This window comes from Streptomyces sp. NPDC059256 (assembly GCF_042753785.1).
In the GTDB taxonomy this organism is placed as follows: Bacteria; Actinomycetota; Actinomycetes; order Streptomycetales; family Streptomycetaceae; genus Streptomyces.
Map to the genome: position 1 here is coordinate 213,415 of NZ_JBHYZO010000002.1, position 24,890 is coordinate 238,304.

Consider the following 24,890-nt stretch of genomic DNA (forward strand, 5'->3'; position numbering starts at 1 on the left):
CCCGGACCCTGGAAACGGGTCCGGGAGGGCCGTGCTCTCATCAGCCACTGGCCGTGGCGAGCTGCGCACCCAACCGATCCGCCGCCCGCTCCCGCTCCGACATCCGCAGCAACGGCCCGTCCACCGAGAGCAATTCGGCATGGGTCCCGCGCTGGACCACTCGCCCCTCCGCAAGGACGATGATCTCGTCGACCTCTTCCAACCCGCGCAGCCGATGGGTGATCAGTACGGTCGCCGATCCGCGCGCCGTCCGTCCCTCGGTGGCCGCCAACAGGTCCGCTGTCAGCGCGTCCGCTGTCGCCAGATCGAGGTGCTCGGCAGGCTCGTCGAGCACCAGCACCGGGAAGTCGGCCAACAGCGCCCTCGCCAGCGCCAGGCGCTGGCGCTGACCTCCGGAGAGCTGCGCCCCGTGCTCGCCCACCAGGGTGCCAAGTCCCTGGGGCAGTCCGTCGACCCACTCCAGCAGCCGGGCCTGCGCCAGCGCCCGCCGCAGTTCATCGTCGTCGGCGTCCGTACGGGCGAGCCGAAGGTTCTCGCGCACCGAGCTGTCGAAGACATGGGCGTCCTGCGCACACAGCCCCACCAGCCGTCGGACGTCATCCCCTTCGATCGTCCCGGCATCGACACCGGCGAGGGTGTACGTCCCCTCCTCGGCGTCCAGGAACCGGAGCAGTAGCTGAGCGAGCGTGGTCTTGCCCGACCCCGACGGTCCGACGACGGCGATCCGCTTGCCCGGTGTGAGGGTCAGGTCGAGACCATCGATCGCCGGGCGGTCCCCGTCCGCGTACCGTGCCTTCAGCCCCCGCACTTCGAGGGGGAACGCGGTCGTCGGCGCGGTCACGGGCGAGGAGGGTTCCACCACGGGTACGGGGGCGTCCAGCACCTCGTACACCCGCTCCGCACTGCGCTTGACACGCTGTCGGTACTGCACGGCGAGCGGCAGTCCGGTCACCGCTTCGAACGCGGCGAGCGGAGTGAGAACGACGACCGCCAGGGCCACTCCGCTCAGCGTGCCGTCCCCGACCGCCCGTACACCGGCCATCGCAGCCACGACGACGGTCAATCCGCAGGCGAGCGCAGAGAGCCCACCGCCGAGCGCGGTGGCGGCTGCGCCGCGCGAAGCGATCCGAGTGAGCTTTCCGTCGATCTCCCTGACCGCGGCGAGCCTGGTGTCCACCGCACCGGCGACGGTCAGTTCGGCGGTGCCGCGCAGGAGGTCGACCACTCGGGTGGCGAGCGCACCGCGCACCGGGGCGAGTTGCCGTTCCGCCCGCCGTGCGATCAGTCCGCTGAGAAGTGGCACCGCAAGGCCGGCGAAGAGGAGGCCCACGGCCAGGGCCGCACCCGCTTCCGGCACCAACCACGCGGTGAAGCCCACCGACCCGACACAGACGAGGACCGCGGAACCGGCGGGCAGCAGCCAGCGGAGCCAGTAGTCCTGGAGGGCATCCACATCCGTGACAAGACGGGACAGGAGATCACCGCGACGGCTGCGCCGCAGTCCGGCCGGAGCGATCGACTCCAGCCTTCGATAGACCGAGATCCGCAGCTCGGCGAGCATGCGCAGGACCGCGTCGTGCGAGATGAGCCGCTCGGCGTACCGGAAGACGGCCCGACCGATACCGAAGGCACGGGTCGCCGTCACCGCCATCATCAGATAGAGCACGGGAGGCTGTTCGGACGCCCGCGAGATGAGCCACCCGGAGACGGCCATGAGCCCCACGGCCGAGCCCAGGGCGAGACTGCCCAGCAACAGGGCGAGGCCGAAGCGCCCGCGCTGCCGTCCGGCGGCCTGCCGTACCCGGGTGAGGACGGAGGCTCCGGGACCAGCGCTCTCGGCGAGCCGATATCCGTCGTCGGCCGCCGATGCTCCGAGTGCTTCCCAGTCGGTGACCCCGATCACGGTCCTGGTACTGGTACTGGTCGGCTGGGTGTCGCGGGCGTTCGTCACCGCCGGTCGACGGCACTCCACGGCGGGCTCTGCACTGCGCGTCAGGGTGACCACCCGGTCCGCCACGGCGAGCAGGGCCGGTCGGTGCACCACGAGGAGCACGGTCCGGCCGGTCGACAGCCTCCTCACCGCATCGACGACGGCGGCTTCCGTCTCCCCGTCGAGCGCCGCGGTGGGCTCGTCGAGCAGTAGCAGGGGCCTGTCCGCGAGAAACGCCCTGGCAAGGGCGAGCCGCTGACGTTGACCAGCCGAAAGTCCGGCCCCGTCCTCGCCCAAGGTCGTCTCGATCCCCTGGGGCAGCGCGGTCACAAAACCATCCGCGCCCGCGTCCCTCAGGGCGTCCCGCACGGCACGGTCATCGGCGTCCGGACGGGCGAGCCGTACGTTCTCGGCGATCGTGCCCGCAAAGAAGTAGGGGCTCTGCGGCACCCAAGCGATCTGCTCGCGCCAACGGCCGAGATCCAGGTCATGGAGATCGGTTCCATCGATCCGTACGCGGCCCTCGGTCGGCTCCAGGAACCCGAGCACCACATCGAGCAGCGTGGACTTGCCGATGCCGCTCGGTCCCACGATGGCGACGGTCTCGCCACTGTGGACATCGAGTGAGGTCGAATCCAGGGATGGTTCGCTGCGCCCGGGATGGCGTACGGTCACCGCCTCCAGTTCCAGCCGTGGTGCCAGACCCGTCGAGAACCGCGCACCGCCCGAAGCCATCGACACTTGCCCTGCTGGGCTGCCCGCGATCGCCTCATCGGGTCCGAGCGCTGCCCGCAGGGTCTGGGCGGGCACCTTCCGTGTGCCGTTCTTCGCGGACCGTGCGGGGTCAGTTTCGAGGACCTCGAAGATCTCCTCGGCGGCCGAGAGCCCTTCGGCAGCCGCGTGGTACTGCGTCCCCACCATGCGGATCGGCAGATATGCCTCGGGAGCCAGGACCAGGATGACCAGTCCGGTGTAGAGGTCCATGTCGCCGTGGACCAACCGCATGCCGATGGTGACGGCAACGAGGGCCACCGACAGGGTGGCGAGCAGTTCCAGGGCGAAGGAGGAGATGAACGCGATCCGCAGGGTCCGTACGGTGGCCCGGCGGTACTCGGAAGTGATGGTGCGGATGGACTCGGCCTGGGCCTTGGCCCGACCGAAGACCTTGAGGGTGGGCAGCCCGGCGACCACGTCGAGGAAGTGGCCCGACAGCCGGGACAGCAACCGCCACTGGCGATCCATCCGCGTCTGGGTCGCCATCCCGATCAGCACCATGAAGAGCGGGATCAGCGGCAGGGTCACCACGATGATGGCGGCGGAAACCCAGTCCTCGGTGACGATCCTCGCCAGTACCGCGAGGGGGACCACGACCGCGAGCCCCAACTGCGGGAGGTAGCGAGAGAAGTAGTCGTCCAGCGCATCAACCCCACGGGTGGCGAGGGCGGCCAGCGATCCCGTGCGTTGGTGGCTGAGCCAGCCCGGGCCGAGTTCCACGGCCCGGGCCAGCAGTCGACCCCGCAGCTCCGATTTCACGGCTGCACTGGCCCGGTGGGCAGCGAGTTCCGTCAACCAGGAGACAAGCGCCCGACCGACCGCGACCGCCGCCAGAAGTAGCAGCGGTGTCGTCAGATCGGAGACTGAAAGCCCCTGTTGGAAGGCTCCGACCACCACTTCGGCGATGAGCATCGCCTGGGCGACGACCAGCGCCGCCCCGACGAGTCCCAGCAGTACGACTGCGAGAAGGAAGAGCCGGGTGGCTCGGGCGTATCGGAGCAGGCGCGGATCGATCGGTTTCACGTGAAACATCCCCCACTAGTGGGCATCGGCGATGTGCTGCGTACCAATGCGCTTGCGGAACACCCAGTACGTCCAGCCCTGGTAGAGCAGGACGACCGGGGTGGCGATACCCGCACACCAGGTCATGATCTTGAGGGTGTAGGGGGTTGAGGAAGCGTTGGTGACCGTCAGGCTCCAGGCGTCGTTCAGCGTGGAGGGCATGACGTTCGGGAACAGCGTCAGGAACAACATCGCCACCGCGGCGATGATCGTCACCCCCGAGAAGGCGAACGACCAGCCCTCGCGACCCCTTTGGTTCGCCGCGATGGCCACTACCAGCGCCACCACCGCAATGACCATCGCCACCAGGCTCGTACCGTCACCGTGGTTCAGCTGGGTCCAGATCAGGAACCCGAGTGCCAGTACGGCGGTGGCCAGACCCAGCTTCAGGGCGAGGGCGCGCGCCCTGGTCCTGATGTCCCCGACCGTCTTCAGTGCGACGAAGACCGCCCCATGGAAGGTGAAGAGGGAGAGGGTCACCAGCCCGCCGAGCAGCGAGTACGGGTTGAGCAGATCGAAGAAGTTGCCCACGTACTCCATCTCGGCGTCGATCTTGACGCCCCGCACGATGTTGCCGAAGGCGACGCCCCAGAGGAAGGCCGGGATCAGGGAGGTCCAGAAGATGGCGTGTTCCCAGTTGGTCTGCCAACGGTCCTCCGGGCGCTTGTGCCGGTACTCGAAGGACACTCCGCGCACGATCAGACAGACCAGGATGATCAACAGCGGTAGGTAGAAGCCGGAGAAGAGGGTGGCGTACCACTCCGGGAAGGCGGCGAAGGTCGCACCACCCGCGGACAGCAGCCAGACCTCGTTGCCGTCCCAGACGGGGCCGATGGTGTTGATCAGCACCCGCCGCTCGCGTCGATCACGGGCCAGCAGTTTGGTGAGGACCCCGACCCCGAAATCGAACCCTTCGAGGAAGAAGTATCCGATCCAAAGGACGGCGATCAGGACGAACCAGACGTCGTGGAGTTCCATGCCTCAGCAGCTCCTCAGGGCCTCAGTACGAGAAGGCCATCGGACGATCGGCGTCACGGTCATCGCCGCCGATCTTGGTGGGCGGGTTGAGGTCGGCCTCGGTCAGCTCGGGCGGCCCGAGCTTGATGTACTTGACCAACAGCTTGACCTCGATGACGGCGAGGATCGCGTAGAGCAGGGTGAAGCCGATCATGGAGGTGAGGACCTCACCCTGGGACACTCCGGGGGAGACCGCGTCCTTGGTCCGCAGGACTCCGTACACGACCCAGGGCTGACGTCCCATCTCAGTGAAGATCCAGCCCCAGGACGTGGCGATCAGCGGGAAGGTCATGGTCCAGAGCGCGATCTTCCAGTACCAGTTGCTGAATCGGGCACCCAGCGGCTTCTTGCGGAAGAGCACCAGGTTCGGCACCTCCTCCTCGCCGGTCCGCAGCGCTTCGGGGAGCAGGAACCGCTTGCGGGTGAGCCAGAGCCCCAGCAGTCCGACGGTGACGGACGCCATGCCGAAGCCGATCATCCAGCGGAATCCCCAGTACGCGATGGGGATGTTGGGCCGGTAGTCGCCGGGCCCGAACTTCTCCTGCTCCGCCTTGTTCACATCGTTGATACCGGGGACGTACGAGTCGAAGTCGCCGTTGGCGAGGAACGACAGCAGCCCGGGGATCTCTATGGCGACCTTGTTGTGACCTTCGTCCACATCGCCGTAGGCGAAGATCGAGAAGGGCGCAGGGGCCTCCCCCTCCCACAGGGCCTCGGCCGCCGCCATCTTCATCGGCTGCTGCCGGAACATGACCTTGCCGAGGACATCGCCGCTGATCGCGGTGAAGACACCGGCGATGATCAGGGTGACCAGTCCCAGGCGCAGCGAGGTCCGCATCACGGGGATGTGCTTCTTGCGTGCCAGGTGGTAGGCGGCGATGCCGACCATGAACGCACCGCCGACCACGAAGGCCGCCGTGATGGTGTGGAAGAACTGGGCGAGGGCGGTGTCCTGGCTGAGCACACGCCAGAAGTCGGTCAGCTCGGCCCGTCCCCGCTCCTCGTTGATGCGGTACCCGACCGGGTGCTGCATCCAGGAGTTGGCGGCCAGGATGAAGTACGCGGACAGGATGGTGCCGATGGAGACCATCCAGATGCAGGCCAGATGGATCCTCTTCGGGAGCTTGTCCCAGCCGAAGATCCACAGCCCGATGAAGGTGGACTCGAAGAAGAACGCGATCAGCGCTTCGAAGGCGAGCGGGGCGCCGAAGATATCGCCGACGAAGCGGGAGTAGTCCGACCAGTTCATACCGAACTGGAACTCCTGCACGATGCCGGTGACGACACCCATGGCGATGTTGATCAGGAAGAGCTTCCCCCAGAACTTCGTGGCCTTGAGGTACTTCTCGTTCTCCGTCCGTACCCAGGCGGTCTGGAGGCCCGCCGTGAGGGCGGCGAGGGAGATCGTCAGGGGAACGAAGAGAAAGTGGTAGACGGTGGTGATGCCGAACTGCCATCGCGCCAACGTCTCCGGCGCCAGAGCCAAGTCCACGTCGTCATCTCCTTACATCGACGAGGTCGTGCGGCAGTTTGCCCGATTAATCCCAGCTATCGCGGGATGAACAGGACACGCTTGTGAACGCGTTCACATTCACAAGGATTATGACTCATACGAAAACCGCACCAATGGCCGGGGGTCCTCTTCCCGACAATCCGGCCGGGTCGCCCTACGGACGCCCCAATGGAGCCCTTGGGGCGCCTGGGCCGAACGGCTCAGGAGGGGGCATACGCACCGACTACGGGAGGGGTCGATGGGGCCCAAGGTGGACCCGGGGCAAGTGCACGCAGGGTGCCACCAGCAGCTGAGCCCCATCCTCAACCTGGCAAATCGGCCGATAACGCCTCAGGGAGGGGTCGACGATGTCTCCAACCTCACAGCGGGGCCGTCCGGGGCCACGACCGGAGGTACTAGCCGGGGCATTTCTCTGGACGCTGCGGACGCAGAACTGCCCCGGACCGAGAACCGGTCCGGGGCAGCACGATCGAGGGGGCAGCGGCGGAGTCAACACCGGGGGCACGCGAGACCGAGCGCCCTCCCGGCGTACGACCACCGGCCGCAGCGGGCCCTAAAGAGTCTTACGGAACTCCTCGGCGGTCCGCAGCAGCAGGTCATTGGCCTCGCATTCGCCAATGGTGATGCGGGTGCCCTCCCCCGCGAACGGCCGCACGACCACTCCGGCCTTCTCGCACGCGGCGGCGAAGTCGAGCGTCCGATCCCCCAGACGCAACCACACGAAGTTCGCCTGGGTCTCGGGAACGGTCCACCCCTGCCCCACCAGCGCCTCATGGACCCGAGCACGCTCCGAGACCAGCGAGCCGACCCGGCCGAGCAACTCGTCCTCGGCCCGCAGGGACGCCACGGCCGCGTCCTGCGCCAACTGGCTCACGCCGAAGGGGACCGCCGTCTTCCGCAGCGCCGCGGCCACCGGCTCATGTGCGATGGCGAACCCCACGCGCAGCCCGGCCAGCCCGTACGCCTTGGAGAACGTCCGGAGCACCGCCACGTTGGGGCGGTCCCGGTAGATCTCGATGCCGTCGGGCACATCGGCGTCGCGGATGAATTCCCGGTACGCCTCGTCCAGCACCACCAGCACATCGGTCGGCACACGGTCCAAGAACCGCTCCAGCTCCGCGCGGCGGACGACCGTACCGGTCGGATTGTTGGGGTTGCAGACGAAGATGAGCCTGGTCCGTTCGGTGACGGCATCGGCCATCGCATCCAGATCGTGCACATCGCCCGAGGTCAGCGGCACCTGCACCGACTTCGCACCGCTGATCTGGGTGATGATCGGATAAGCCTCGAAGGATCGCCACGCGTACATGACCTCGTCACCCGGGCCCGAGGTCGACTGCACCAGCGACTGAGCGACGCCGACCGAGCCCGTACCGGTCGCCAGATGCTCCAGTGGCACGGCGAAACGGTCCGCCAACTCGTTCATCAGACCGGTACAGGCCATGTCGGGGTAGCGGTTGAAGCCCTGCGCCGCGGCGATCGCCGTCTCCATCACTCCCGGCAGTGGCGGATAGGGGTTCTCATTGGACGACAGCTTGTAGGCGGCCGGGCCGCCGGCCGCGGCGGGCTTGCCGGGCTTGTAGGTGGGAATGCCGTCCAGCTCGGCGCGCAGCTTGGGACTCGTCTCGCTCACCGCAGGTCCTCCTCGACCGTCCGTCACCGCGGGCAACAGCCCTTCCGTCACCGCGGCGACCACACTCCGGAACCAGCATTTCGGATACTCCGGAACCAATGCTCCTCACCCTATGAGGATTCCGGCCCGGAGCGTATGGGCGGAGTACGGAAATGGGGGGAGCGCTCGCTTCCATGGCGTACGCCGGTGGCTCACTCCGTGGCGCGCATCCCCCGTAGAGGTGAGTTGAGACCTCTTCGAAACATCGACCACCCGCTAGGTCAATAGCGTAAGACACCCGAAACGGCGTAGGCACAACGTGTAACTTCCTTACATTTCAAGGTAGTTGATGCGTTATGATCATGCATAAACGTGCCTGTCAACGACTGAATATGCGACCAGTCCAACCGCCCACGCGAGCCCTACTATCGGGTCGCCATGACAGCAGCAGGGAAGCACCAGGTGAGCCGGACGGACACATCCCGCCGGGGGAGCCGGCAAGGTCGGGCGGGCATCCGAGACGTCGCCGCCGCAGCCGGTGTCTCCATCACGACTGTCTCGGATGCGCTCAACGGAAAAGGGCGACTACCGGACGCCACCCGCAGACATGTCCGAGAGGTCGCCGACCGACTGGGTTATCGCCCATCGGCAGCGGCCCGCACTCTACGCACCGGAAAGTCGGGGCTCATCGGCCTGACGGTGACGACGTACGGGGATGAACCTTTCACCTTCACCGAGTTCGCGTACTTCGCCGAGATGGCGAGAGCCGCCACTTCGGCGGCTCTGGCCCGCGGATACGCCTTGGTGATCCTCCCCGCCACCTCTCGTCACGACGTCTGGTCGAACGTCGCCCTCGACGGCACCGTCGTCATCGATCCATCGGACCACGATCCCGTCGTGACCGAGCTGGTCCGCCAGGGCCTGCCCGTCGTCTCGGACGGACGCCCGGCGGGTACGTTGCCCGTCACCGCCTGGGTGGACAACGACCATGAAGCCGCCGTACTCGACCTACTCGACCATCTGGCGGACGCAGGCGCCCGCCGGATCGGACTTCTGACCGGCACCACCACGGATACGTACACGCGCCTATCCACGACCGCGTACCTGAACTGGTGCGAACGGGTGGGCCAGGATCCCGTCTACGAGTCCTACCCGGCACACGATCCGTGTGCCGGAGCCGTCGCAGCCGATCGGCTGCTCGCCCGACCGGACCGCCCCGACGCCGTGTACGGGCTCTTCGACCCCAACGGCACCGATCTGCTCGCCGCCGCCCGTCGCTACGGACTACGGGTACCCGAAGATCTTCTTCTCGTCTGTTGCAGCGAGTCAACCGTCTACGCCACCACCGAACCACCCATCACCACCCTCTCGCTCAAGCCGCGCAGAATCGGCACAGCAGTCGTCCAACTACTCATCGACGCCATCGAGGGAATCAACGAGGACCGACCGGTCGAGCAGGTAATACCGACCGAACTGATCGTTCGGACCTCCTCGCAGCGCCGCTCCCCCCGGACGACGGTGAGTGCCCCCCGCTCGCCTTCTTCGGAATAGAACTCCTCAATCAGGACGAAACAACCGTCGTGTCAGGGGTGGGGACGGATTCACCACCCCTGGTGCGTCACAGAGCGCGGACCTCATTCCTATGATGGGCGCACGACACCGCGGACCACCCTGACCAGGCTGGGCCGAGAGGTGAACTGCGGCGCGACGGTGGTGGAGGGGTCGATGACTCAGGGGGCCGGTCAGGGACCCGTGGTGCGGACGGCGACATTGCGTGATTTCCGCGTACCACCGTATGCACAGGTGCCCGTACAGTCGCAGCTGGCCGAGGAGCAGGAGCCCCCGTCGGCTCCCCAGCCCACGGCCTCAGAATCCGCACCGCAGATGGAGGCACAGCAGGCTGCCCAGGTTCCTGAGGTGTCCCGAGAGCATGAAACACCCCACGCACCACAGAGTTACCCCATGTCACCGATGCCCCAGGGGTCCACGGCCTCGGAGCAGTCCCCTTCGCCGCACCCGGCTCCCGTCCCACCGCAGCCGTCCACACCGGAGCCCCTGCACCAACAGCCGAGCCGTCTGCCCCCGCACGACACGCACCCCGGGAATGCCATTCCCGAGGACGAAGTGCCCGAGGGCTACACCCCCACCGAGCGCGACCTGCCGGTGATCCGGCGCAGCACCGAGAACGACACGCTCCAGATGCCGACCACCTCGGGCGCCGCGGCCACCTCCGACGGCCTTGGCCCGCTCTACGTCGTCGGCGATGTCCATGGATACCTGGACGAACTGATCGACGCGCTCACCGCCCAAGGGCTGATCGACGGCGACGGGGGCTGGGCCGCGGGCAACGCCCGTCTCTGGTTCCTCGGCGACTTCACCGACCGCGGTCCCGACGGCATCGGCGTCATCGACCTGGTGATGCGGCTCTCCGCCGAGGCCGCAGCGGCCGGCGGCTACTGCAAGGCCCTGATGGGCAACCACGAACTGCTCCTGCTGGGCGCCAAACGCTTCGGCGACACCCCGGTCAACTCGGGCGCGGGCACCGCCACCTTCCAGGCCGCTTGGCTGCTCAACGGCGGGCAGAAGGCCGACATGGACCGGCTCCAGGACGTCCATGTGCAGTGGATGGCCCGGCTCGACGCCGTGGTCGAAGAGGACCGGCATCTGCTGATGCACTCGGACACCACGGCCTACCTCGACTACGGCTCCACCATCGAGGACGTCAACGAAGCCGTTCACGAGATCCTCACCCGCAATGACGCCGACGAGTGCTGGGACCTCTTCCGCAAGCTCACCAAGCGGTTCGCCTTCCGCGACGAGGGAGGCGCCCAAGCCGTCCGAGACCTGCTCGCGGCCTACGGCGGCCAGCGCATCGTGCACGGTCACAGCCCTATTCCCTATCTGCTGGGCGAGGTCGGGAACGAGGACGGGGAAGAGACCGAACGCACGGTCATCGATGGACCCCATGTGTACGCGGACGGGCTCGCCATCGCCATGGACGGCGGAGTCACCATGGCCGGAAAGCTACTGGTCGTCCAACTTCCCCTGCCTGATTAGCAAAGCACGACCCCGATTTATGGAAACCCCCTGTCACGCCGTGCCGTAACCGCTCTACCATCTGCATATCCGTAGCAGGCTCTCCTCCGTTTCCGCCCAACCGTCCGTCAAAAGCGGGCGATTCGGGCCCTACGGAGCATCGGGGGATGCAGATGAAAAGCGCTCCGCACCTGCTGAACGAGGACCGCGCCGAATATGAGCGGGTCCTCGAAGAGGCACTGCGCAATGCGCCGGACCGACCTGATCTCGCTGCCATAGGGCAGCGACTGAATGCAGCACAACTACGCACGATGGCCTTGAACGCGACGGCGTCGATCACTGGCGCCGCCGCAGCCGAGTACGAGCACTATGTGAAGATCCGCGAGGAAACCCGCGCATCCGCAGCGTCGGCGGTCACCCATGATTCCGTACAGGCACCGGACGGGCCGGCCGAGCGGGGGGCGGGACTCGCAGCCGTGATCGGCGCCCTGGCGCCAGTGCTCGCCGGCACGGCAGCAGTGATCTTCCTGTTGATCGGCTACAGCCTCAGAATGCTGGAGCCCGTTCCCACCATCGCCCGCTCGCTGGTGTCCGCCGGCTGGTTCTTCGGTGCGCTCGCCGCCGTCGCCACCCTGGCCGCGGGCATCGGACTGCTGGTGACCGCCCTGCGCAACGGGGCAACACAGGTGCACGCGGTGGAGACACCGGACGAGTTGCCCGACGAGGTGGCCCGTGCCAAGGACGCCTGGCGACACGCCCTGGTGGAGCGCGGCATCCTGCCCTTCCTCCAGGCGGCCCTGAACGACCCGAGCGTCGACCCCGCCGCCACCGCTCCGCCGCGCCCTCTGGGCCGTATCCCCAAGGTGGGATACAGCGGACCGGACTACTCCAGTCCCAGCAAAGGCGCGACCAAGGGGCAGCGCCCCACCTTCACCAGCCCTGACTTCTCCAGCCCTGATTTCGGCGGTCCGGAGCACCAGCCGGACTGACCATCCCGTCCGATGGTCCGTGCGGGATGCCGACCATCGGACGCGGGACCCGTCGTCTCCACGGTCCGGCCGAACGCCGGCGCCGTGGAGACGATTCGGGCCCGGCGGATGAACGCGGTGCGCGCAGGAAGCGTGAGTCCGGGTGTGAAGTGCCGGACAACGTGAGTGCGGGACAACGTGGGTGCGGGACAACATGAGTGCGGGACAACATGAGTGCGGGACAACATGAGTGCGGTACGGCGAATGCCCCATCGGGCCCGCGCCGAGGTGCCCCGACATCGAGACCCCGCCACCCTGCGGGGGCCTTGTCCACCCGCGGCCCCATGGAGCGCCTCACCGGCGATTCGCCCGACCCCGAGCGGGCCGACCCCAGGCCCCCGTACCGACGTGACTCGGCACGGGAGGAAGTCAGCCCGCTGCCCGATCAGTCGGCCATGGGCAGATAGACCCGATTGCCGCTGGCCGCGAACTCCTTCGACTTCTGGAGCATGCCCGCCGAGACCTCCTCGTCGGACTTTTGCGCTTGATCGCCACCGAACTGCTCATTGATGCTGCGACTGATCTTCATCGAGCAGAACTTGGGGCCGCACATGGAACAGAAATGGGCGGTCTTCGCCGGTTCCGCCGGCAGCGTCTCGTCGTGGAACTCCCTTGCGGTATCCGGATCGAGCGCCAAATTGAACTGGTCTTCCCAGCGGAACTCAAAACGCGCATCGGAGAGCGCATCGTCCCATTCCTGGGCACCCGGATGTCCCTTGGCGAGATCGGCGGCGTGCGCTGCGATCTTGTAAGTGATCACACCGGTCTTCACATCGTCACGATTGGGGAGCCCCAGGTGCTCTTTGGGAGTGACGTAACAGAGCATCGCCGTCCCCCACCAAGCGATCATGGCCGCTCCGATGCCGGAGGTGATGTGGTCGTAAGCGGGCGCCACATCGGTGGTGAGCGGGCCGAGCGTGTAGAAGGGGGCCTCCTCGCAGATCTCCTGCTGGAGGTCGATGTTCTCCTTGATCTTGTGCATGGGAACGTGACCGGGGCCCTCGATCATCGTCTGCACGTGCAACCGCTTGGCGATCCGGTTGAGCTCCCCCAGGGTGTGCAACTCGGCGAACTGCGCCTCGTCATTGGCGTCGGCGATCGACCCGGGCCGAAGCCCGTCACCGAGCGAGTAGGTGACGTCATAGGCGGCGAGGATCTCGCACAGTTCCTCGAAGTTCTCGTAGAGGAACGATTCCTTGTGGTGGGCGAGACACCAGGCGGCCATGATCGAGCCGCCACGGGACACGATGCCCGTCTTGCGGCGCGCGGTGAGGGGCACGTACCGCAACAGCACCCCCGCATGGACGGTCATGTAGTCCACGCCCTGCTCGGCCTGCTCGATGACCGTGTCCTTGTAGATCTCCCAGTTCAGCTCCTCGGCCCGGCCGTCCACCTTCTCCAGCGCCTGGTAGAGCGGAACCGTCCCGATCGGGACCGGGGAGTTGCGCAGCACCCACTCACGGGTCGTGTGAATGTTGCGTCCGGTGGACAGGTCCATGACCGTGTCAGCACCCCACCGGGTCGCCCAGGTCATCTTGTCCACCTCCTCCTCGATGGAGGAAGTGACCGCCGAGTTGCCGATGTTGGCGTTGACCTTCACCAGAAATCGCTTGCCGATGATCATCGGCTCGATCTCCGGATGGTTGACGTTGGCGGGCAGCACCGCCCGACCTGCGGCGATCTCCTCCCGTACGACCTCGGGTGAGACGTTCTCGCGGATCGCGACGTACTCCATCTCAGGAGTGATCTCGCCACGGCGCGCATACGCCAGTTGCGTCACCGGCTGTCCGTCGCGCCCTCGACGGGGCTGACGCGGTCGGCCGGGGAAGACCGCGTCGAGATTCCTCAGTCCGCCGCGCGGGGAGGTGTGCTTGAGTCCGTCGTCCTCGGGACGGGCCGGACGGCCCGCGTACTCCTCGGTGTCCCCCCGAGCGATGATCCAGTTCTCCCGCAGCGGCGCCAGCCCACGCCGTACATCGGTGTCGACGACGGGATCGGTGTACGGGCCGGAGGTGTCATACAGCGTCACGTCCTTCCCGTTGGTGAGGTGCACCTGTCGAACGGGCACCCGGAGGTCGGGACGCGAGCCCTCGACGTACCCCTTGTGCCAGCCCGGCTTCCGTCCGGTCGAAGCGGCGGATTCGATGGCGTCGCCCGATTCGGTGGATCCGACCTGGTCGACGGCAGACGTGCGTGCATCCTGAACGGTCATAAGACCTACTCCCTACGCCGGCATTACCCGGTAACAGGTTCGGCGGTCGACGCAGCGGCTTCCGTCACTGCCGTGCTGGCTTAGGCCAGTCGGCTCTACGGAGGTCAGCGCCCTCTCAGCCCGGTGCTCCGAGCTCCCGCGTGTGCAAAGGTGCCACCACGCTAGCGCCCTTTCTGGCGCGCTGAACAGAGGCCCCCTGCCGTTCTTGCGATGATCGGTCGGTGACCTCTTCGCCGTCCGACCCCCAGCAAGGGCCCGATCCCCAGTGGGGACCTGTCTCTCCGGAGTCCCATCGTCCGCCACGGGAGTCGTTGGAGCGCTCGCAGGAGACACCGGACTCTCCCCCAAACTCCGTTCCGCCGCGCCGGCGGCCGATGCCTGTGTGGTCCGAGCCCCAGGGCCAACCTGCGGGCCCCGCAGCCGACTCGGGAAGCGTCCCCGAGCACCCGCCGACCCAGGGCTACGGCGCGGGCCAGCCGCCGTACGCCCCCGGCCCGCAGGGCCACCACGGCCTTCCGGACGCGGCGTTGCGGGACCGGCCCGTCCCGCACGACGCCCGGGGCTACGAGTCCGCTGGGCAGTTCTCCACGCCCGTCCCTTCCGCCGACCCCGGCCACGGCCCCGGGTCCGGGTCCGGCCACGGCCACGGCCATCCTCCGGGCCGTCCCTCTCCTGCCGCCCCGTCCGGTCACTCCCACTCGCACTCGCACAGCCATGGCCCCGCCATGCCCGTTTCACGGCACCTTCGCAAGGTGATCGCCGCGGTGCTGATTCCTTTCGCCACCGCGGTCGTCGTGGGGCTCCTCGTGCTCTGGCCCGGCTCAGCGCCCGGTCATGAACGCACCGGCGTCGGATTCGACCGGCAGACCGAGCAGGGCAAGGTGACGAGCGTGCAGCGGGTCGACTGCAAGGACGTGAACGTCGCCCAGGTGCCGCCGACGGGAGACACCAGCACACCCGAGGGCCGGGAGGCGGTCAACGGCCAGCAGGGCCAGTGCAAGAAGGCGAAGGTCCAGCTCACCACGGGCAAGGACATGGGGCGCGTCTTCACCGAAGTCATCCAGCCCGACGCATCGCGGCAGTTGCAACAGGGCCAGGAAGTGGTGGTCGCGTACGCTCCCGACGCCCCGCGCGACCTCCAGTACGCCGTCATCGACGTGAACCGTGGCTTCCCGATGACCCTGCTCGCCGGAATCTTCGCCCTCGCCGTGGTGCTCGTGGGACGGATGCGTGGGGTGATGGCGCTGATCGCGCTGGTCATCTCCTTCGCCGTACTGACCCTGTTCATCCTGCCCGCCATCTTGGACGGGTCCAATCCGCTGGTCGTCGCGGTGGTCGGGGCCAGTGCGATCATGCTGGTCGCCCTCTATCTGTGCCATGGGCTGACCGCTCGTACCTCGGTCGCCGTTCTGGGCACCCTGATCTCCCTTCTGTTGATCGGTCTGCTCGGCTCGCTCTACATCGGCTGGGCGCATCTGAGCGGCAACACGGACGACAACACCGGTCTGATCCACGGGCTGTACCCGAACATCGATATGAGCGGCCTCCTGCTGGCCGGAGTCATCATCGGCTCGCTCGGAGTGCTCGACGACGTCACGGTGACCCAGACGTCCGCGGTCTGGGAGTTGCACCAGGCAGACCCGCGGATGGGGCCCCGCGCGCTGTATCGCGCCGGCATCCGGATCGGACGCGACCACATCGCCTCCGTGGTCAACACGCTGGTGCTGGCCTACGCGGGCGCGGCGCTGCCCCTCCTGCTGCTCTTCTCGATCGCGCAGAGCAGTGTGGGCACGGTCGCCAACAGCGAACTGGTGGCGGAGGAGATCGTCCGAACCTTGATCGGCTCGATCGGTCTGGTGGCCTCCGTTCCGGTCACCACGGCACTCGCAGCGCTGGTGGTGTCCGCCGACCGCACGGCCGCTGGTGATGAGGCGGAAGCGGGAAGAGGCAGCGGTGCTCCCGGCGGGCTGGGTGCTCCCCGTACGGCCGGGGACGGCACGGCGGAGCCCACCGGGCGGCGCAGCGAGGGCGGACTGCCGGGCAGCGGCGGGGTCTTGACGCGCGGGGGCAAGGGGCGACGCCGCAAGAAGTAGCGTCGGAGCGGGGTGGGCAGCCCCTTCGGCCCTCGCTTGGCCCCGGGGTCCCGGCCTGTGCGGTTCCGGAGTGGAGGAGGCGTCGGGGGAGGCGTCCGGGGAGGCGTTGGGGGGCGTCGGGGGGGACCCCGTCGCCGCCCTCCGCAGGTGACCGCGGCCTCAGCCGGCGTTCTCCTCGGCCAGGATCTCCTGGAGGGCCTTGTCCAGATTCCCTTCGAAGTCTCCGAAGGTTCGTTCCTGCCCCAGCGGCACCAGCTTGTCGGTGCGGTCGAGGAAGGCCACGACCGGTGCAGTACGCACATGGAACAGGGCCCGGTCCGCGCCGACTTGGAGCCGAATGGCGATGTCGGCCAGCTCCTCCGGGCCCGTGGGGCCGATGTGCACATCACCGTCACCGCTGGGCCCCAGCACCCCGTCCAAGAGGAGATCGCGACTGAAGACCCAGGTCACAGGCGCGTCTCCAGGTAGATGGAAGGTCATCCGCAGAGCGTACGGATCGTCCGTCGCATACCGGAGCTCCACCGGAATCCGGAACGACAGCTCCTCGGAGACAAGGAAACTCATCAAGACCTCGGCCTGGACCGACTCGCGCATCGTCTACCCCGCAGTGAATGAAACCCGCTGAAAGCCTGCCGAAAACGGCCAGGAATGATCCCCCTGGCGCTCTTGCCGTAATCGTGCTGCACACGCTAGAGGACTACAAGGAGTGATTTTTCAGATACTGATAGAGAATGCCAGCGCGTCGAGCAGCTCGCCAACTCCGCTGCGTAGTTGTTCGACTGCGGGAAGCAACCTCTCCTGTTGATGGAGGGGTAGAGAAATGGCCATCGCGGCTGCGTTGGACCCGACCATCATGGGGATGGCAGCGCACACCGTGCCCAAGGCGTACTCCTGGCGCTCGACCACCGGTTGCGTACGACCCGTGGCGGCGAGCCGCTCCACGAGTGCGCGGCGATCGGACACGGAGTACCGCGTGACGGGCTGCACGGGATGACGATCGAGGTGGTCCCCGAGCGCGGCGTCGTCGAGTTGGCTCAGTAGGCACTGGCCCACGGCGTGGGCGTGGCCAGTCTCCCGGAAGTTCGCCCACTCCGAGACGGCCGGGGCATGGGGGCTGTCGGCATACGCGACCAAGTCGATCTCGCCCTCGCGGTACAGGGCGAAGTAGACGGGGACGCCCAGCGCGTCCCGCCAGTGGTGGAGGGACTCCTCAAGTCTGCTGCGACGATTCTGCACAGCACCGCCGACCGCGAGTCGTTCCACCGCGCCACCGAGGACGAAAACGCCCTTCTCCCGGAGCAGATAGCCCTCGTGGGTCAGGGTGCGCAGCAGATGGTAGGCGGTGGGAAGGGGAATGCCTGCCTCCCTCGCCAGCTGCTTCGCGGGCGCACCGTCCCGATGGGAGGCCGCGGCCTCCAACAGCCGAAGGGCCCGCTGCACCGAAGTGATCAGCGTTGGGGCAGCGTGCGGAGCTGTGGCCATAGGTCAACCCCCAGGCATGGTGACGGGCGCCGTGCCCGCCCGCGGGGGCCGCCCCCGCGCGCCCGCCGCACGGCCGCCCCGGAACCTACCTGAAGGGAGGAGTTCCGGGGGCCGGGGGACGGCTTGCCACTGTAATGGCCGTCAGACTGGAGGGACCTGGGCTTTGCCGGCCGTTCCCCCGGCCGGGTTAACACCCCTGCGGGGAGCGCCTACCAATCCTCGCGCGAACTGGGGGAACCGGTGAACTTCCGTACGACGAAGATGAGTCCGGCGACGAGGGCCACGAAGAGCAGCACATTGAAGAGCAGGCTGACCACGAATCCGAGGACGTTGGCGATCAGCCCCCCGAAGACGGACAGGACGACCACGGGAACGGCAACCCACTTCACCCACCAGGGCAGTCCAGCGAAGATCTCCCGCACGGCCATCGCCTTACCTCTTTCTCCTCTGTGCATCATCGGTCCACCGGACGCCCCGGGTGTCCCACGAGGGGTCTGCTGAACCTCCTGACCTCTGCCTTCGATGCTAGGCGGACCCATGGGGTGAGCGGGGCCCCGGCAGCCCTTGCTCTCCCCTGACCGACCCCCTAGGGACCAGGGCGGAGCCGGCTCCGCTCGGAGCAGGAACCGTGGGCGGGGACCTCAGCTCTCGGGAGGAGAGAAGACCACCATCACCCGTAGGTCCTCGGTGATGTGGTGGAACTTGTGCGGCACCCCGGCGGGTACGTAGACCACACTGCCTCGACTGACCTGGGTCGTCTCCATACCTACCGTGATCGCCGCGCGGCCACTGACGACGAAGTAGACCTCGTCCTCGCCATGGGGAAGCTGCGGATCGAGATCGCCGGAGTCCAGCGCATAGAGGCCGACGGACATGTTCCGCTCGCGCAAGAACTGGAGGTAAGCGCCGTCGTTGGCGGCCCTCTCGATCTCCAGTTCGTCCAGTCGGAATGCCTTCATCGTCTATCCGCCCCTGCCGTTGGTCCGATCATGTCTGCCACGATCAGACGCATGATGAATCTTCTCGTCAAGACGATCGCCAATGCTGTGGCCCTGGCCATCGCCATCTGGTTGCTCTCGGACATCACGCTGACCGGTGACAGCACCGGCAAGAAAACAACGACCCTCATCGTGGTCGCCCTGATCTTCGGGCTGGTCAACGCGGTCGTCAAGCCGATCGTGAAACTGCTGACCCTGCCACTGTTCGTTCTCACACTGGGCTTGATCACACTGGTCGTCAATGCGCTGATGCTGCTGCTGACGTCCTGGTTCGCCGACAAGCTCGATCTGAACTTCCACGTCGAAGGCTTCTGGACCGCCGTACTGGGCGGCCTGATCATCTCGCTGGTCTCCTGGGCGCTCAGCGTCGCCCTGCCCGACAAGGACTGAGGCCGCACGGATCCTGCTCTTCGGAACTTTCGGAACTTTCAGGACTTTCGGTGCGCCGGACCCGGTCACCGCCCACCACAGCCGAGCACGACTCAACCGAGCACGACGAGGATCGAATCCACACGATGAACAGCGCACAGGGCCCAGGAGACGGGACAAGGGCGGTACGGGCCGGATTGCCCGAGCCGGTGAAGCACGAGCCGACCCTGCCGGGTCCGGTCTTCGCCGCCCATTTCCATCTGCCGGGAGAACCGACCGGACCGTACACCTACGGAAGGGATTCCAATCCCACCTGGACCCTTCTGGAGAGGGCGATCGGCGAGCTGGAGGCGCCGGGCGTCCCGGTCGAGACCGTGGCCTTCGCGTCCGGGATGGCGGCGATCTCGGCCGTGCTCTTCTCCCAGCTCAGAACCGGGGACGCGGTGGTGTTGCCCAGTGACGGCTACCAGGCACTGCCTCTGGTGCGGGAACAGTTGGAGGCGTACGGAGTCGAGGTGCGAACGGCACCGACGCGTGACGACCGCCAACTGTCGGTCCTGGACGGGGCACGGCTCCTCTGGATCGAGAGCCCGTCCAATCCCGGGCTCGACGTGTGCGACATCCGCCGGCTCACGGGGGCCGCGCACCGGGCAGGCGCTCTGGTCGCCGTCGACAACACCTTGGCGACCCCGCTGGGACAGCGCCCGCTGGAACTGGGCGCGGACTTCTCGGTCGCCAGTGACACCAAGGGCCTGACCGGCCATGGCGATCTCCTCCTCGGTCATGTGAGCTGCCGCGATGCCGACCTGGCGGAGAACGTACGGCGTTGGCGCAAGGTGGTCGGCGCGATTCCCGGGCCGATGGAGGCTTGGCTCGCACACCGCTCGCTCGCCACGCTCCAGCTGCGGATCGAGCGCAGCTGCACCAACGCACTGGCGCTGGCACGGGCGCTGAGCGAGCGCAGCGAAGTGGGTGGGCTGCGCTATCCGGGGCTTCCCACCGATCCCTCATACCCACTGGCCTCGCTCCAGATGAAGCGCTACGGCGGGATCGTCTCCTTCGTGCTGCCCGACCGGGCCCACGCGGAGAGGTTCCTGGACGCCCTGCGACTCGTGGACGATGCCACGAGCTTCGGTGGCGTGCGTTCATCGGTGGAGCGCAGGGGCCGCTGGGGCGGGGATGCGGTGCCCGAGGGCTTCGTGAGGCTCTCGGCGGGCGCGGAGGACACGGAGGACCTGGTGGCCGATGTGCTGCGAGCGCTGGACGAGGCACTCGACGAGCCGCCGACAGCACCCCTGCGCTGACTGCGATCCATCTTCGTACGGCGGTGCATCGAGGCCCGGACGGAAAGGCTCCACAGGACGGTCACACGCGAATGCGGTTCGGCGGTGAGAACGGGGGCACCCATGGGTACGGGCAGGGATCCTCGGGCAGTCGAAGCAGGCGCCCGTCGAGGACAGAAGGTCCGAAGCTGTTGGTGGGCGGTCCGAACCTCCCCCCTCGTGGCTCGGACCGCCCCGGTTCATCCCCCCGAAGAACCTCGTGACCAAGGCTAGTTGACTCTGCGTCAGTGTCCAATCACAGTAACGACAGCGACCTATCGACTTATTTATAGTTGTCCGATCCGTGAGCATCGTCGGTCGAGAGGGGCGCTCGACATGGATCTGGCGTTGCTACGCACATTCGTCACCGTCCACCGCGCAGGCTCCTTCACCCGAGCCGCCGCCTTGCTGGGACTCTCCCAGCCAGCGGTGACAGGCCAGATCCGCACCCTTGAACGCCAACTGGGCCGTCCGCTCTTCCTTCGGCAGGCACGTGGTGTCACTCCGACCACCATCGGTGATGAGCTCGCGCATCGCGCCGCTCCCCACCTGGACGCCCTGGTCGAGATCGCCGAGACCGGACTGGACGAGACATCCGGCGTACGGACCCTGCATCTGGCCGGACCACCAGAATTCACATCGCTGCGCGCCCTGCCCGCCCTCACCCCGCTGATCTCCCAGGGTCTGGCCCTGCGCGCCTCGTTCGGGAACGCCGAGGAGACCCTCGAAGGGCTGGCCGCCGGCCATCATGATCTGGCCATCACCACAGCCCGTCCCCGCGGCGGCCTCCTCACCGCGACTCCGCTCTGTGACGAGGAGCATGTCCTCGTCGCCTCCCCGCGGTGGGCGGCCCGACTGGGCCCGGAGGTGTTACGCCGCGGCCATGTGGTGCTGGAGCAACTGCCCGTGGTGGAAGTCCATGAGTCGCTCCCCCTGGTGGCCCGCTACTGGGCCGCGGTCTTCGACTCGCGTCCGGCCGCCGCAGGGGCCGTCATCGCGCCGGACCTCAGGGCGGTACTGGAGAGTGCGGCGGCAGGGGCCGGCCTCGCGGTGCTGCCGCGATACCTCTGTGAGGACGCCTTGGAACGGGGCCACCTCGTGGCGTTGCTGGACCCTCCGGTACCCCCGTTGCGGACGTACTTCCTCGTGGTGAGGACGGGGACGCTGGCGCTTCCTCCGATCGCCCGGGCGCACGAGTGGCTGCTGCGGGCAGCGAGCGACTGGTGAACGAACGCGCCCCAGGAGTTTCAGAACCGCCATCATGGGCCATTTTCTAGCCATGACCGAACGTCCCGTGGTCAAGCGCACCGCACGTGCCGTCCTGCTCGATGGCGACGATCTCGTTCTGATCAAGCGCACCAAGCCAGGGCTCGATCCGTACTGGCTGACGCCGGGCGGCGGGGTCGAGTCGACGGACACCACAGTGATCGCTGCTCTGCACCGGGAGCTGGACGAGGAGCTGGGTGCCAAGGTCACCGATGTGGTGCCTTGCTTCGTCGACACCGTGGAGCACATCGCGGGTGGTGGGATCGCCGGGGTCAAGGTGCAGCACTTTTTCGTCTGCCGTCTGGAGTCCATGGACCCGTCCCTCCGACACGGCCCGGAGATCGACGAGCCATGTGGGGAGTACGAGATCGTCCGGGTTCCCTTCAGCCGGGTGGGTATCGCCGCGGTCCATCTCGTACCGCTCTCGTTGCGGCACTATCTGGACGGCAATATCGAGGGAGTGCGCGCACTGCACGCCCATGACCTGGGCTGATGGATCGAACAGAACGATCCGGTCCACTGCTGGACCGACCCGTGCCCGCCTCCTGCCTCCTGTCGCCTGCCTCTTGTCGTCGTCACCTTGGCGCACCGACGACGTGCCGTGTGTGGTCGGTCCGCCCGCTAGCTCCCGACGGTGATCAGGTCCTCGAAGGAGTCATGGCGGATGCGGTTGGGTGGTATGCCGATGCCCCGTAGGGCATGCACTCCGCTACGGATCATCCCGGGAGGCCCGGAGAGATAGCCGTCGTACTCGTGCCAGGGGCCGAACGCCCTCACCGCATCAGGAAAGTGGGCTCGGTCGTCGACAACGGGGCGCACCGAAAGCCAGGGATGCGTCTTCTGCAGCCGCAGCATGGTGTCGATGTCATAGAGGTCAAAGTCCGTGCGCGCGCCGTAGAAGACCTCGACCGGCCGCCGGGTGCCGTGTTGGGCAACGTCTTCGACCAGCGCCTTGATGGGGGCGATTCCCGTTCCTCCACCGAGGCAGAGCAGACCGTTGTCGGTGGAGTGGTCGACCGTCATGGAGCCGGCCGGAGGACCCAGCCGCAGGATGTCGCCGGGGCGGGCATGGCGAACCAGCGCTCCCGAGACCCAACCGGCGGGCACCGCCTTCACATGGAACGAGAGAAGTCCGTCCGGGCGCGGTGCGCTGGCGAAGGAGTAGTGGCGCCAGACCCGTGGCCACCAGGGAGTCTCCACGCTGGTGTACTGCCCGGCGACAAAGGGATAGGGCTGGTCGGGGCGGACCGTGACAACGGCTATGTCGGGCGTTCGAAGATCGTGGGAGACGACCTCGGCATGCCACCAGGCAGGGGCCTGTACCTCGTTCTCCGCTGCGGCATCAATCATGATCTGCGAAATCGTGGTGTACGTACGCACCCAGGCGGCCTCGGTTTCGGGCCCCCAGGTCCGTGTGGCGTATCGGCTCAAGGCGCCGAGAAGGGCCTCGCCCACGGCGGGGTAGTGGGCGGCCTGCGTCCCGTACTTGCGGTGTCCGCGCCCCAGATGCTGAAGGTACTCGGTGAGGACGACCGGATCGTCCATGTGCTCGGCGGCAGTGAGCAGCGCTTTGAGCAGCCGGTCGCGCTGAGTGTCCATCGCGACCGGGAACAGGGGGCGTAGTTCGGGGTGCCCCAGGAAGAGCAGGGCATAGAAGTAGGAGGTGACCCGGTCCGCCGTCGGCTCGATCTCGGCCAAGGTGCGTCGAACGAGTTCGGCATCGGAGGGCACTTCGGATGTCGAGGCGGGGCTCATGGTCGGCCTCGACGGTTCGGCTACGGGTCCCTGCTCGATGGCCAGGGCCTGGTGTTGACCGGGTAGGCGCAGTCGGGTGGGGGTGCCCAGGGGGCTGACCGCCTCGCGCGGCCAGGGGAGTTCCTCTCGGGCCGGGGTATCTCCGCGATCTGGATCTCGGTGAGGATGGGCGGAGTGCTCGACCGGGACGTACACACCGTCGCCTGTGCCTGCACCAGCGCCCGCGGCCTCGCCGAAGGGCATACCAGTCGACTGAGCACTGGAGTCCACTGACACAGGAGCGCTCATGGGCTTCGTGGGGTGCGAGCGGTGGTCCAGGGCTGGGACGGCGGTGTCCGGCGGCTGAGAGCCACGGCCTTCGGCCGGGTGGACAGGGTAGAAGCGGGGCGGGTAGTCCATCGAACGCTGTGTGCGCTCCTCACCGACCCGTTGTTCGCCCCCCATGCTCCCGGAGCGCTGGGTGGTCTGCCGTCGGGCGGCCTCGGCCGGTGGTGTCCGGAGGTCATCCGGGGAGGGCTCCGGCGGGGCTATGCCTTCGTCGGAACCGTTGTCACCTGATCTGCCGGCCGACACGGTAGTTGTCGGAGCGTCCATTGTCTGCCTCGCCTCGAACATCTCTTGTTCGGTCTCCGCACTTCCATCTGCTCGGAACGTGCCTCACTTCAGTGCTCCTGCCCCAGGACTGCTGTCTGCCACGATCTCCGGCACGACTCGCCATCTCCGTAGTCGTATCATTACAGGGAGTGGACCTTGCGTGGCTCAAAGCGAGGAAACTCCTTCTATCTCCAGCCGCTTGCCTTACAGTGCCGCTCCCTCTGTGGAGCGGCACAGACAGGCTCGTACGCCATGGCGCGTAGCAGCGGCTACTCCCGCCGTCAGATGCGTCGAAGCGGTCGGTTCGGCACGGTGTTTCACGTGAAACCATTGAAGCGACCAACCCGGCGGGCACTTCTTGTCGTCCATGTCTGCGCCGCCGCATCCTGGTTGGGGGTCACGCTGGGGCTGTTGGCTCTGGCGCTGAATGCCAGCACCTCCGAGTCTTCGGCCACCATCGACTCCAGCGTCCAGTCGATGAAGGTCTTCACGGACTGGCTGGTTCTTCCGTCGGCGCTGCTGACCTTCATCACCGGCGTGGTCTTGTCCTTGGGGACGGCCTGGGGCCTTGCCCGGCATCGCTGGGTCTTGACCAAGTTCCTTCTGACAGCAGCCACTACGGCGGCTTCGGTGTTCGCTCTCCGCCCAGGGGTGAACGAAGCAGCGGAGATCATCTCTGGGGGAGGGTCGCTGAACGCACCTCTCGATCTGGTGATGGGGCCCGTTGTCTCTCTGTGCGCCTACCTCTTGATGATGGTTCTCTCCGTACTGAAGCCTTGGGGGTTGACCCGGCGTGGGCGAAGACTCCGGGGTGGGGCCACTTCCCG

The 24,890-nt window shown here is 67.2% G+C and carries 19 protein-coding genes and 1 riboswitch; of the genes, 8 read left to right on the forward strand and 11 right to left on the reverse strand.

Going from position 1 to position 24,890, the window contains the following annotated elements; translation table 11 throughout:
- Window positions 1-40 precede the first annotated feature (40 nt).
- The 4 genes from cydD to hisC all read right to left on the reverse strand — a co-directional run bounded on the left by cydD (window position 41) and on the right by hisC (window position 7,929).
- Window positions 41-3,736 (reverse strand): thiol reductant ABC exporter subunit CydD, encoded by a 3,696-nt coding sequence (gene cydD, locus ACFXJL_RS05555; RefSeq protein WP_384689479.1) that lies wholly within the window; start codon window positions 3,734-3,736, stop codon window positions 41-43.
- Between the two features lie 6 nt (window positions 3,737-3,742).
- On the reverse strand, window positions 3,743-4,744 hold the full coding sequence (gene cydB, locus ACFXJL_RS05560; RefSeq protein ID WP_384634121.1) for a cytochrome d ubiquinol oxidase subunit II: 1,002 nt from the start codon (window positions 4,742-4,744) through the stop codon (window positions 3,743-3,745).
- Window positions 4,745-4,766: 22 nt separating this feature from the next.
- On the reverse strand, window positions 4,767-6,275 hold the full coding sequence (locus ACFXJL_RS05565; RefSeq protein ID WP_358877037.1) for a cytochrome ubiquinol oxidase subunit I: 1,509 nt from the start codon (window positions 6,273-6,275) through the stop codon (window positions 4,767-4,769).
- Between the two features lie 574 nt (window positions 6,276-6,849).
- Window positions 6,850-7,929 (reverse strand): histidinol-phosphate transaminase, encoded by a 1,080-nt coding sequence (gene hisC, locus ACFXJL_RS05570; protein ID WP_358877036.1) that lies wholly within the window; start codon window positions 7,927-7,929, stop codon window positions 6,850-6,852.
- A 417-nt stretch (window positions 7,930-8,346) separates the two neighbouring features.
- Between hisC and ACFXJL_RS05575 the strand changes: the two genes are divergently transcribed.
- The 3 genes from ACFXJL_RS05575 to ACFXJL_RS05585 all read left to right on the forward strand — a co-directional run bounded on the left by ACFXJL_RS05575 (window position 8,347) and on the right by ACFXJL_RS05585 (window position 11,933).
- Complete coding sequence (locus ACFXJL_RS05575) at window positions 8,347-9,459, forward strand: LacI family DNA-binding transcriptional regulator (protein ID WP_358877035.1); 1,113 nt, start codon at window positions 8,347-8,349, stop codon at window positions 9,457-9,459.
- A 174-nt stretch (window positions 9,460-9,633) separates the two neighbouring features.
- A complete protein-coding gene (locus tag ACFXJL_RS05580) occupies window positions 9,634-10,965 on the forward strand; it encodes a metallophosphoesterase (RefSeq protein WP_384634117.1) in 1,332 nt (443 codons plus the stop codon).
- 146 nt (window positions 10,966-11,111) lie between these two features.
- Entirely contained in the window at window positions 11,112-11,933 is an 822-nt protein-coding gene (locus ACFXJL_RS05585) for a hypothetical protein (RefSeq protein WP_384689484.1), read from the forward strand.
- A gap of 424 nt (window positions 11,934-12,357) precedes the next feature.
- On the opposite strand, the gene thiC is transcribed toward ACFXJL_RS05585, so the two are convergent.
- Window positions 12,358-14,184, reverse strand: coding sequence for a phosphomethylpyrimidine synthase ThiC (gene thiC, locus ACFXJL_RS05590; protein ID WP_384634111.1), 1,827 nt, complete (start codon window positions 14,182-14,184; stop codon window positions 12,358-12,360).
- Window positions 14,177-14,334: riboswitch (TPP riboswitch) on the reverse strand. It overlaps the preceding gene by 8 nt.
- Before the next feature lie 224 nt (window positions 14,335-14,558).
- Here thiC and ACFXJL_RS05595 point away from each other — a divergent pair.
- On the forward strand, window positions 14,559-16,277 hold the full coding sequence (locus ACFXJL_RS05595; RefSeq protein WP_384689487.1) for a YibE/F family protein: 1,719 nt from the start codon (window positions 14,559-14,561) through the stop codon (window positions 16,275-16,277).
- A gap of 159 nt (window positions 16,278-16,436) precedes the next feature.
- Here the strand turns inward: ACFXJL_RS05595 and ACFXJL_RS05600 are convergent, their stop codons facing one another.
- The 4 genes from ACFXJL_RS05600 to ACFXJL_RS05615 form a co-directional block, all read right to left on the reverse strand.
- Window positions 16,437-16,871, reverse strand: coding sequence for an SsgA family sporulation/cell division regulator (locus ACFXJL_RS05600; RefSeq protein WP_329021185.1), 435 nt, complete (start codon window positions 16,869-16,871; stop codon window positions 16,437-16,439).
- A 120-nt stretch (window positions 16,872-16,991) separates the two neighbouring features.
- Window positions 16,992-17,759, reverse strand: a complete 768-nt coding sequence (locus ACFXJL_RS05605; protein WP_384634105.1) for an IclR family transcriptional regulator — start codon at window positions 17,757-17,759, stop codon at window positions 16,992-16,994.
- A gap of 209 nt (window positions 17,760-17,968) precedes the next feature.
- Window positions 17,969-18,181 (reverse strand): DUF5326 family protein, encoded by a 213-nt coding sequence (locus ACFXJL_RS05610; protein ID WP_329021189.1) that lies wholly within the window; start codon window positions 18,179-18,181, stop codon window positions 17,969-17,971.
- A 219-nt stretch (window positions 18,182-18,400) separates the two neighbouring features.
- Window positions 18,401-18,718, reverse strand: a complete 318-nt coding sequence (locus ACFXJL_RS05615; RefSeq protein ID WP_358877028.1) for a cupin domain-containing protein — start codon at window positions 18,716-18,718, stop codon at window positions 18,401-18,403.
- Window positions 18,719-18,769: 51 nt separating this feature from the next.
- Here ACFXJL_RS05615 and ACFXJL_RS05620 point away from each other — a divergent pair, with 51 nt between their 5' ends.
- The 4 genes from ACFXJL_RS05620 (at window position 18,770) to ACFXJL_RS05635 (ending at window position 22,207) form a co-directional block, all read left to right on the forward strand.
- Complete coding sequence (locus ACFXJL_RS05620; RefSeq protein ID WP_358877027.1) at window positions 18,770-19,147, forward strand: phage holin family protein; 378 nt, start codon at window positions 18,770-18,772, stop codon at window positions 19,145-19,147.
- Between the two features lie 125 nt (window positions 19,148-19,272).
- On the forward strand, window positions 19,273-20,430 hold the full coding sequence (locus ACFXJL_RS05625; RefSeq protein WP_384689492.1) for a cystathionine gamma-lyase: 1,158 nt from the start codon (window positions 19,273-19,275) through the stop codon (window positions 20,428-20,430).
- A 354-nt stretch (window positions 20,431-20,784) separates the two neighbouring features.
- A complete protein-coding gene (locus ACFXJL_RS05630) occupies window positions 20,785-21,675 on the forward strand; it encodes a LysR family transcriptional regulator (RefSeq protein WP_358877025.1) in 891 nt (296 codons plus the stop codon).
- A 52-nt stretch (window positions 21,676-21,727) separates the two neighbouring features.
- The gene (locus tag ACFXJL_RS05635) at window positions 21,728-22,207 is read left to right on the forward strand and encodes an NUDIX hydrolase (protein ID WP_329021197.1); all 480 of its coding nucleotides are present in this window, start codon (window positions 21,728-21,730) and stop codon (window positions 22,205-22,207) included.
- 128 nt (window positions 22,208-22,335) lie between these two features.
- Here ACFXJL_RS05635 and ACFXJL_RS05640 read toward each other — a convergent pair whose 3' ends face one another.
- Together ACFXJL_RS05640 and ACFXJL_RS05645 are read right to left on the reverse strand one after the other, a co-directional pair.
- Window positions 22,336-24,063, reverse strand: a complete 1,728-nt coding sequence (locus ACFXJL_RS05640; RefSeq protein ID WP_384689496.1) for a globin domain-containing protein — start codon at window positions 24,061-24,063, stop codon at window positions 22,336-22,338.
- Between the two features lie 317 nt (window positions 24,064-24,380).
- On the reverse strand, window positions 24,381-24,659 hold the full coding sequence (locus ACFXJL_RS05645; RefSeq protein ID WP_358877023.1) for a hypothetical protein: 279 nt from the start codon (window positions 24,657-24,659) through the stop codon (window positions 24,381-24,383).
- Between the last annotated feature and the right edge of the window lie 231 nt (window positions 24,660-24,890).

Coding starts and splice junctions, on each gene's coding strand:
- ACFXJL_RS05635 (WP_329021197.1), top strand. CDS start 21,728: ATGACCGAACGTCCCGTGGTCAAGCGCACCGCACGTGCCGTCCTGCTC.
- ACFXJL_RS05605 (WP_384634105.1), bottom strand. CDS start 17,759: ATGGCCACAGCTCCGCACGCTGCCCCAACGCTGATCACTTCGGTGCAG.
- thiC (WP_384634111.1), bottom strand. CDS start 14,184: ATGACCGTTCAGGATGCACGCACGTCTGCCGTCGACCAGGTCGGATCC.
- ACFXJL_RS05600 (WP_329021185.1), bottom strand. CDS start 16,871: ATGCGCGAGTCGGTCCAGGCCGAGGTCTTGATGAGTTTCCTTGTCTCC.
- cydB (WP_384634121.1), bottom strand. CDS start 4,744: ATGGAACTCCACGACGTCTGGTTCGTCCTGATCGCCGTCCTTTGGATC.
- cydD (WP_384689479.1), bottom strand. CDS start 3,736: ATGTTTCACGTGAAACCGATCGATCCGCGCCTGCTCCGATACGCCCGA.
- ACFXJL_RS05575 (WP_358877035.1), top strand. CDS start 8,347: ATGACAGCAGCAGGGAAGCACCAGGTGAGCCGGACGGACACATCCCGC.
- ACFXJL_RS05620 (WP_358877027.1), top strand. CDS start 18,770: ATGATGAATCTTCTCGTCAAGACGATCGCCAATGCTGTGGCCCTGGCC.
- ACFXJL_RS05595 (WP_384689487.1), top strand. CDS start 14,559: ATGCCTGTGTGGTCCGAGCCCCAGGGCCAACCTGCGGGCCCCGCAGCC.
- ACFXJL_RS05625 (WP_384689492.1), top strand. CDS start 19,273: ATGAACAGCGCACAGGGCCCAGGAGACGGGACAAGGGCGGTACGGGCC.
- ACFXJL_RS05615 (WP_358877028.1), bottom strand. CDS start 18,718: ATGAAGGCATTCCGACTGGACGAACTGGAGATCGAGAGGGCCGCCAAC.
- ACFXJL_RS05585 (WP_384689484.1), top strand. CDS start 11,112: ATGCAGATGAAAAGCGCTCCGCACCTGCTGAACGAGGACCGCGCCGAA.
- ACFXJL_RS05630 (WP_358877025.1), top strand. CDS start 20,785: ATGGATCTGGCGTTGCTACGCACATTCGTCACCGTCCACCGCGCAGGC.
- ACFXJL_RS05580 (WP_384634117.1), top strand. CDS start 9,634: ATGACTCAGGGGGCCGGTCAGGGACCCGTGGTGCGGACGGCGACATTG.
- ACFXJL_RS05640 (WP_384689496.1), bottom strand. CDS start 24,063: ATGGACGCTCCGACAACTACCGTGTCGGCCGGCAGATCAGGTGACAAC.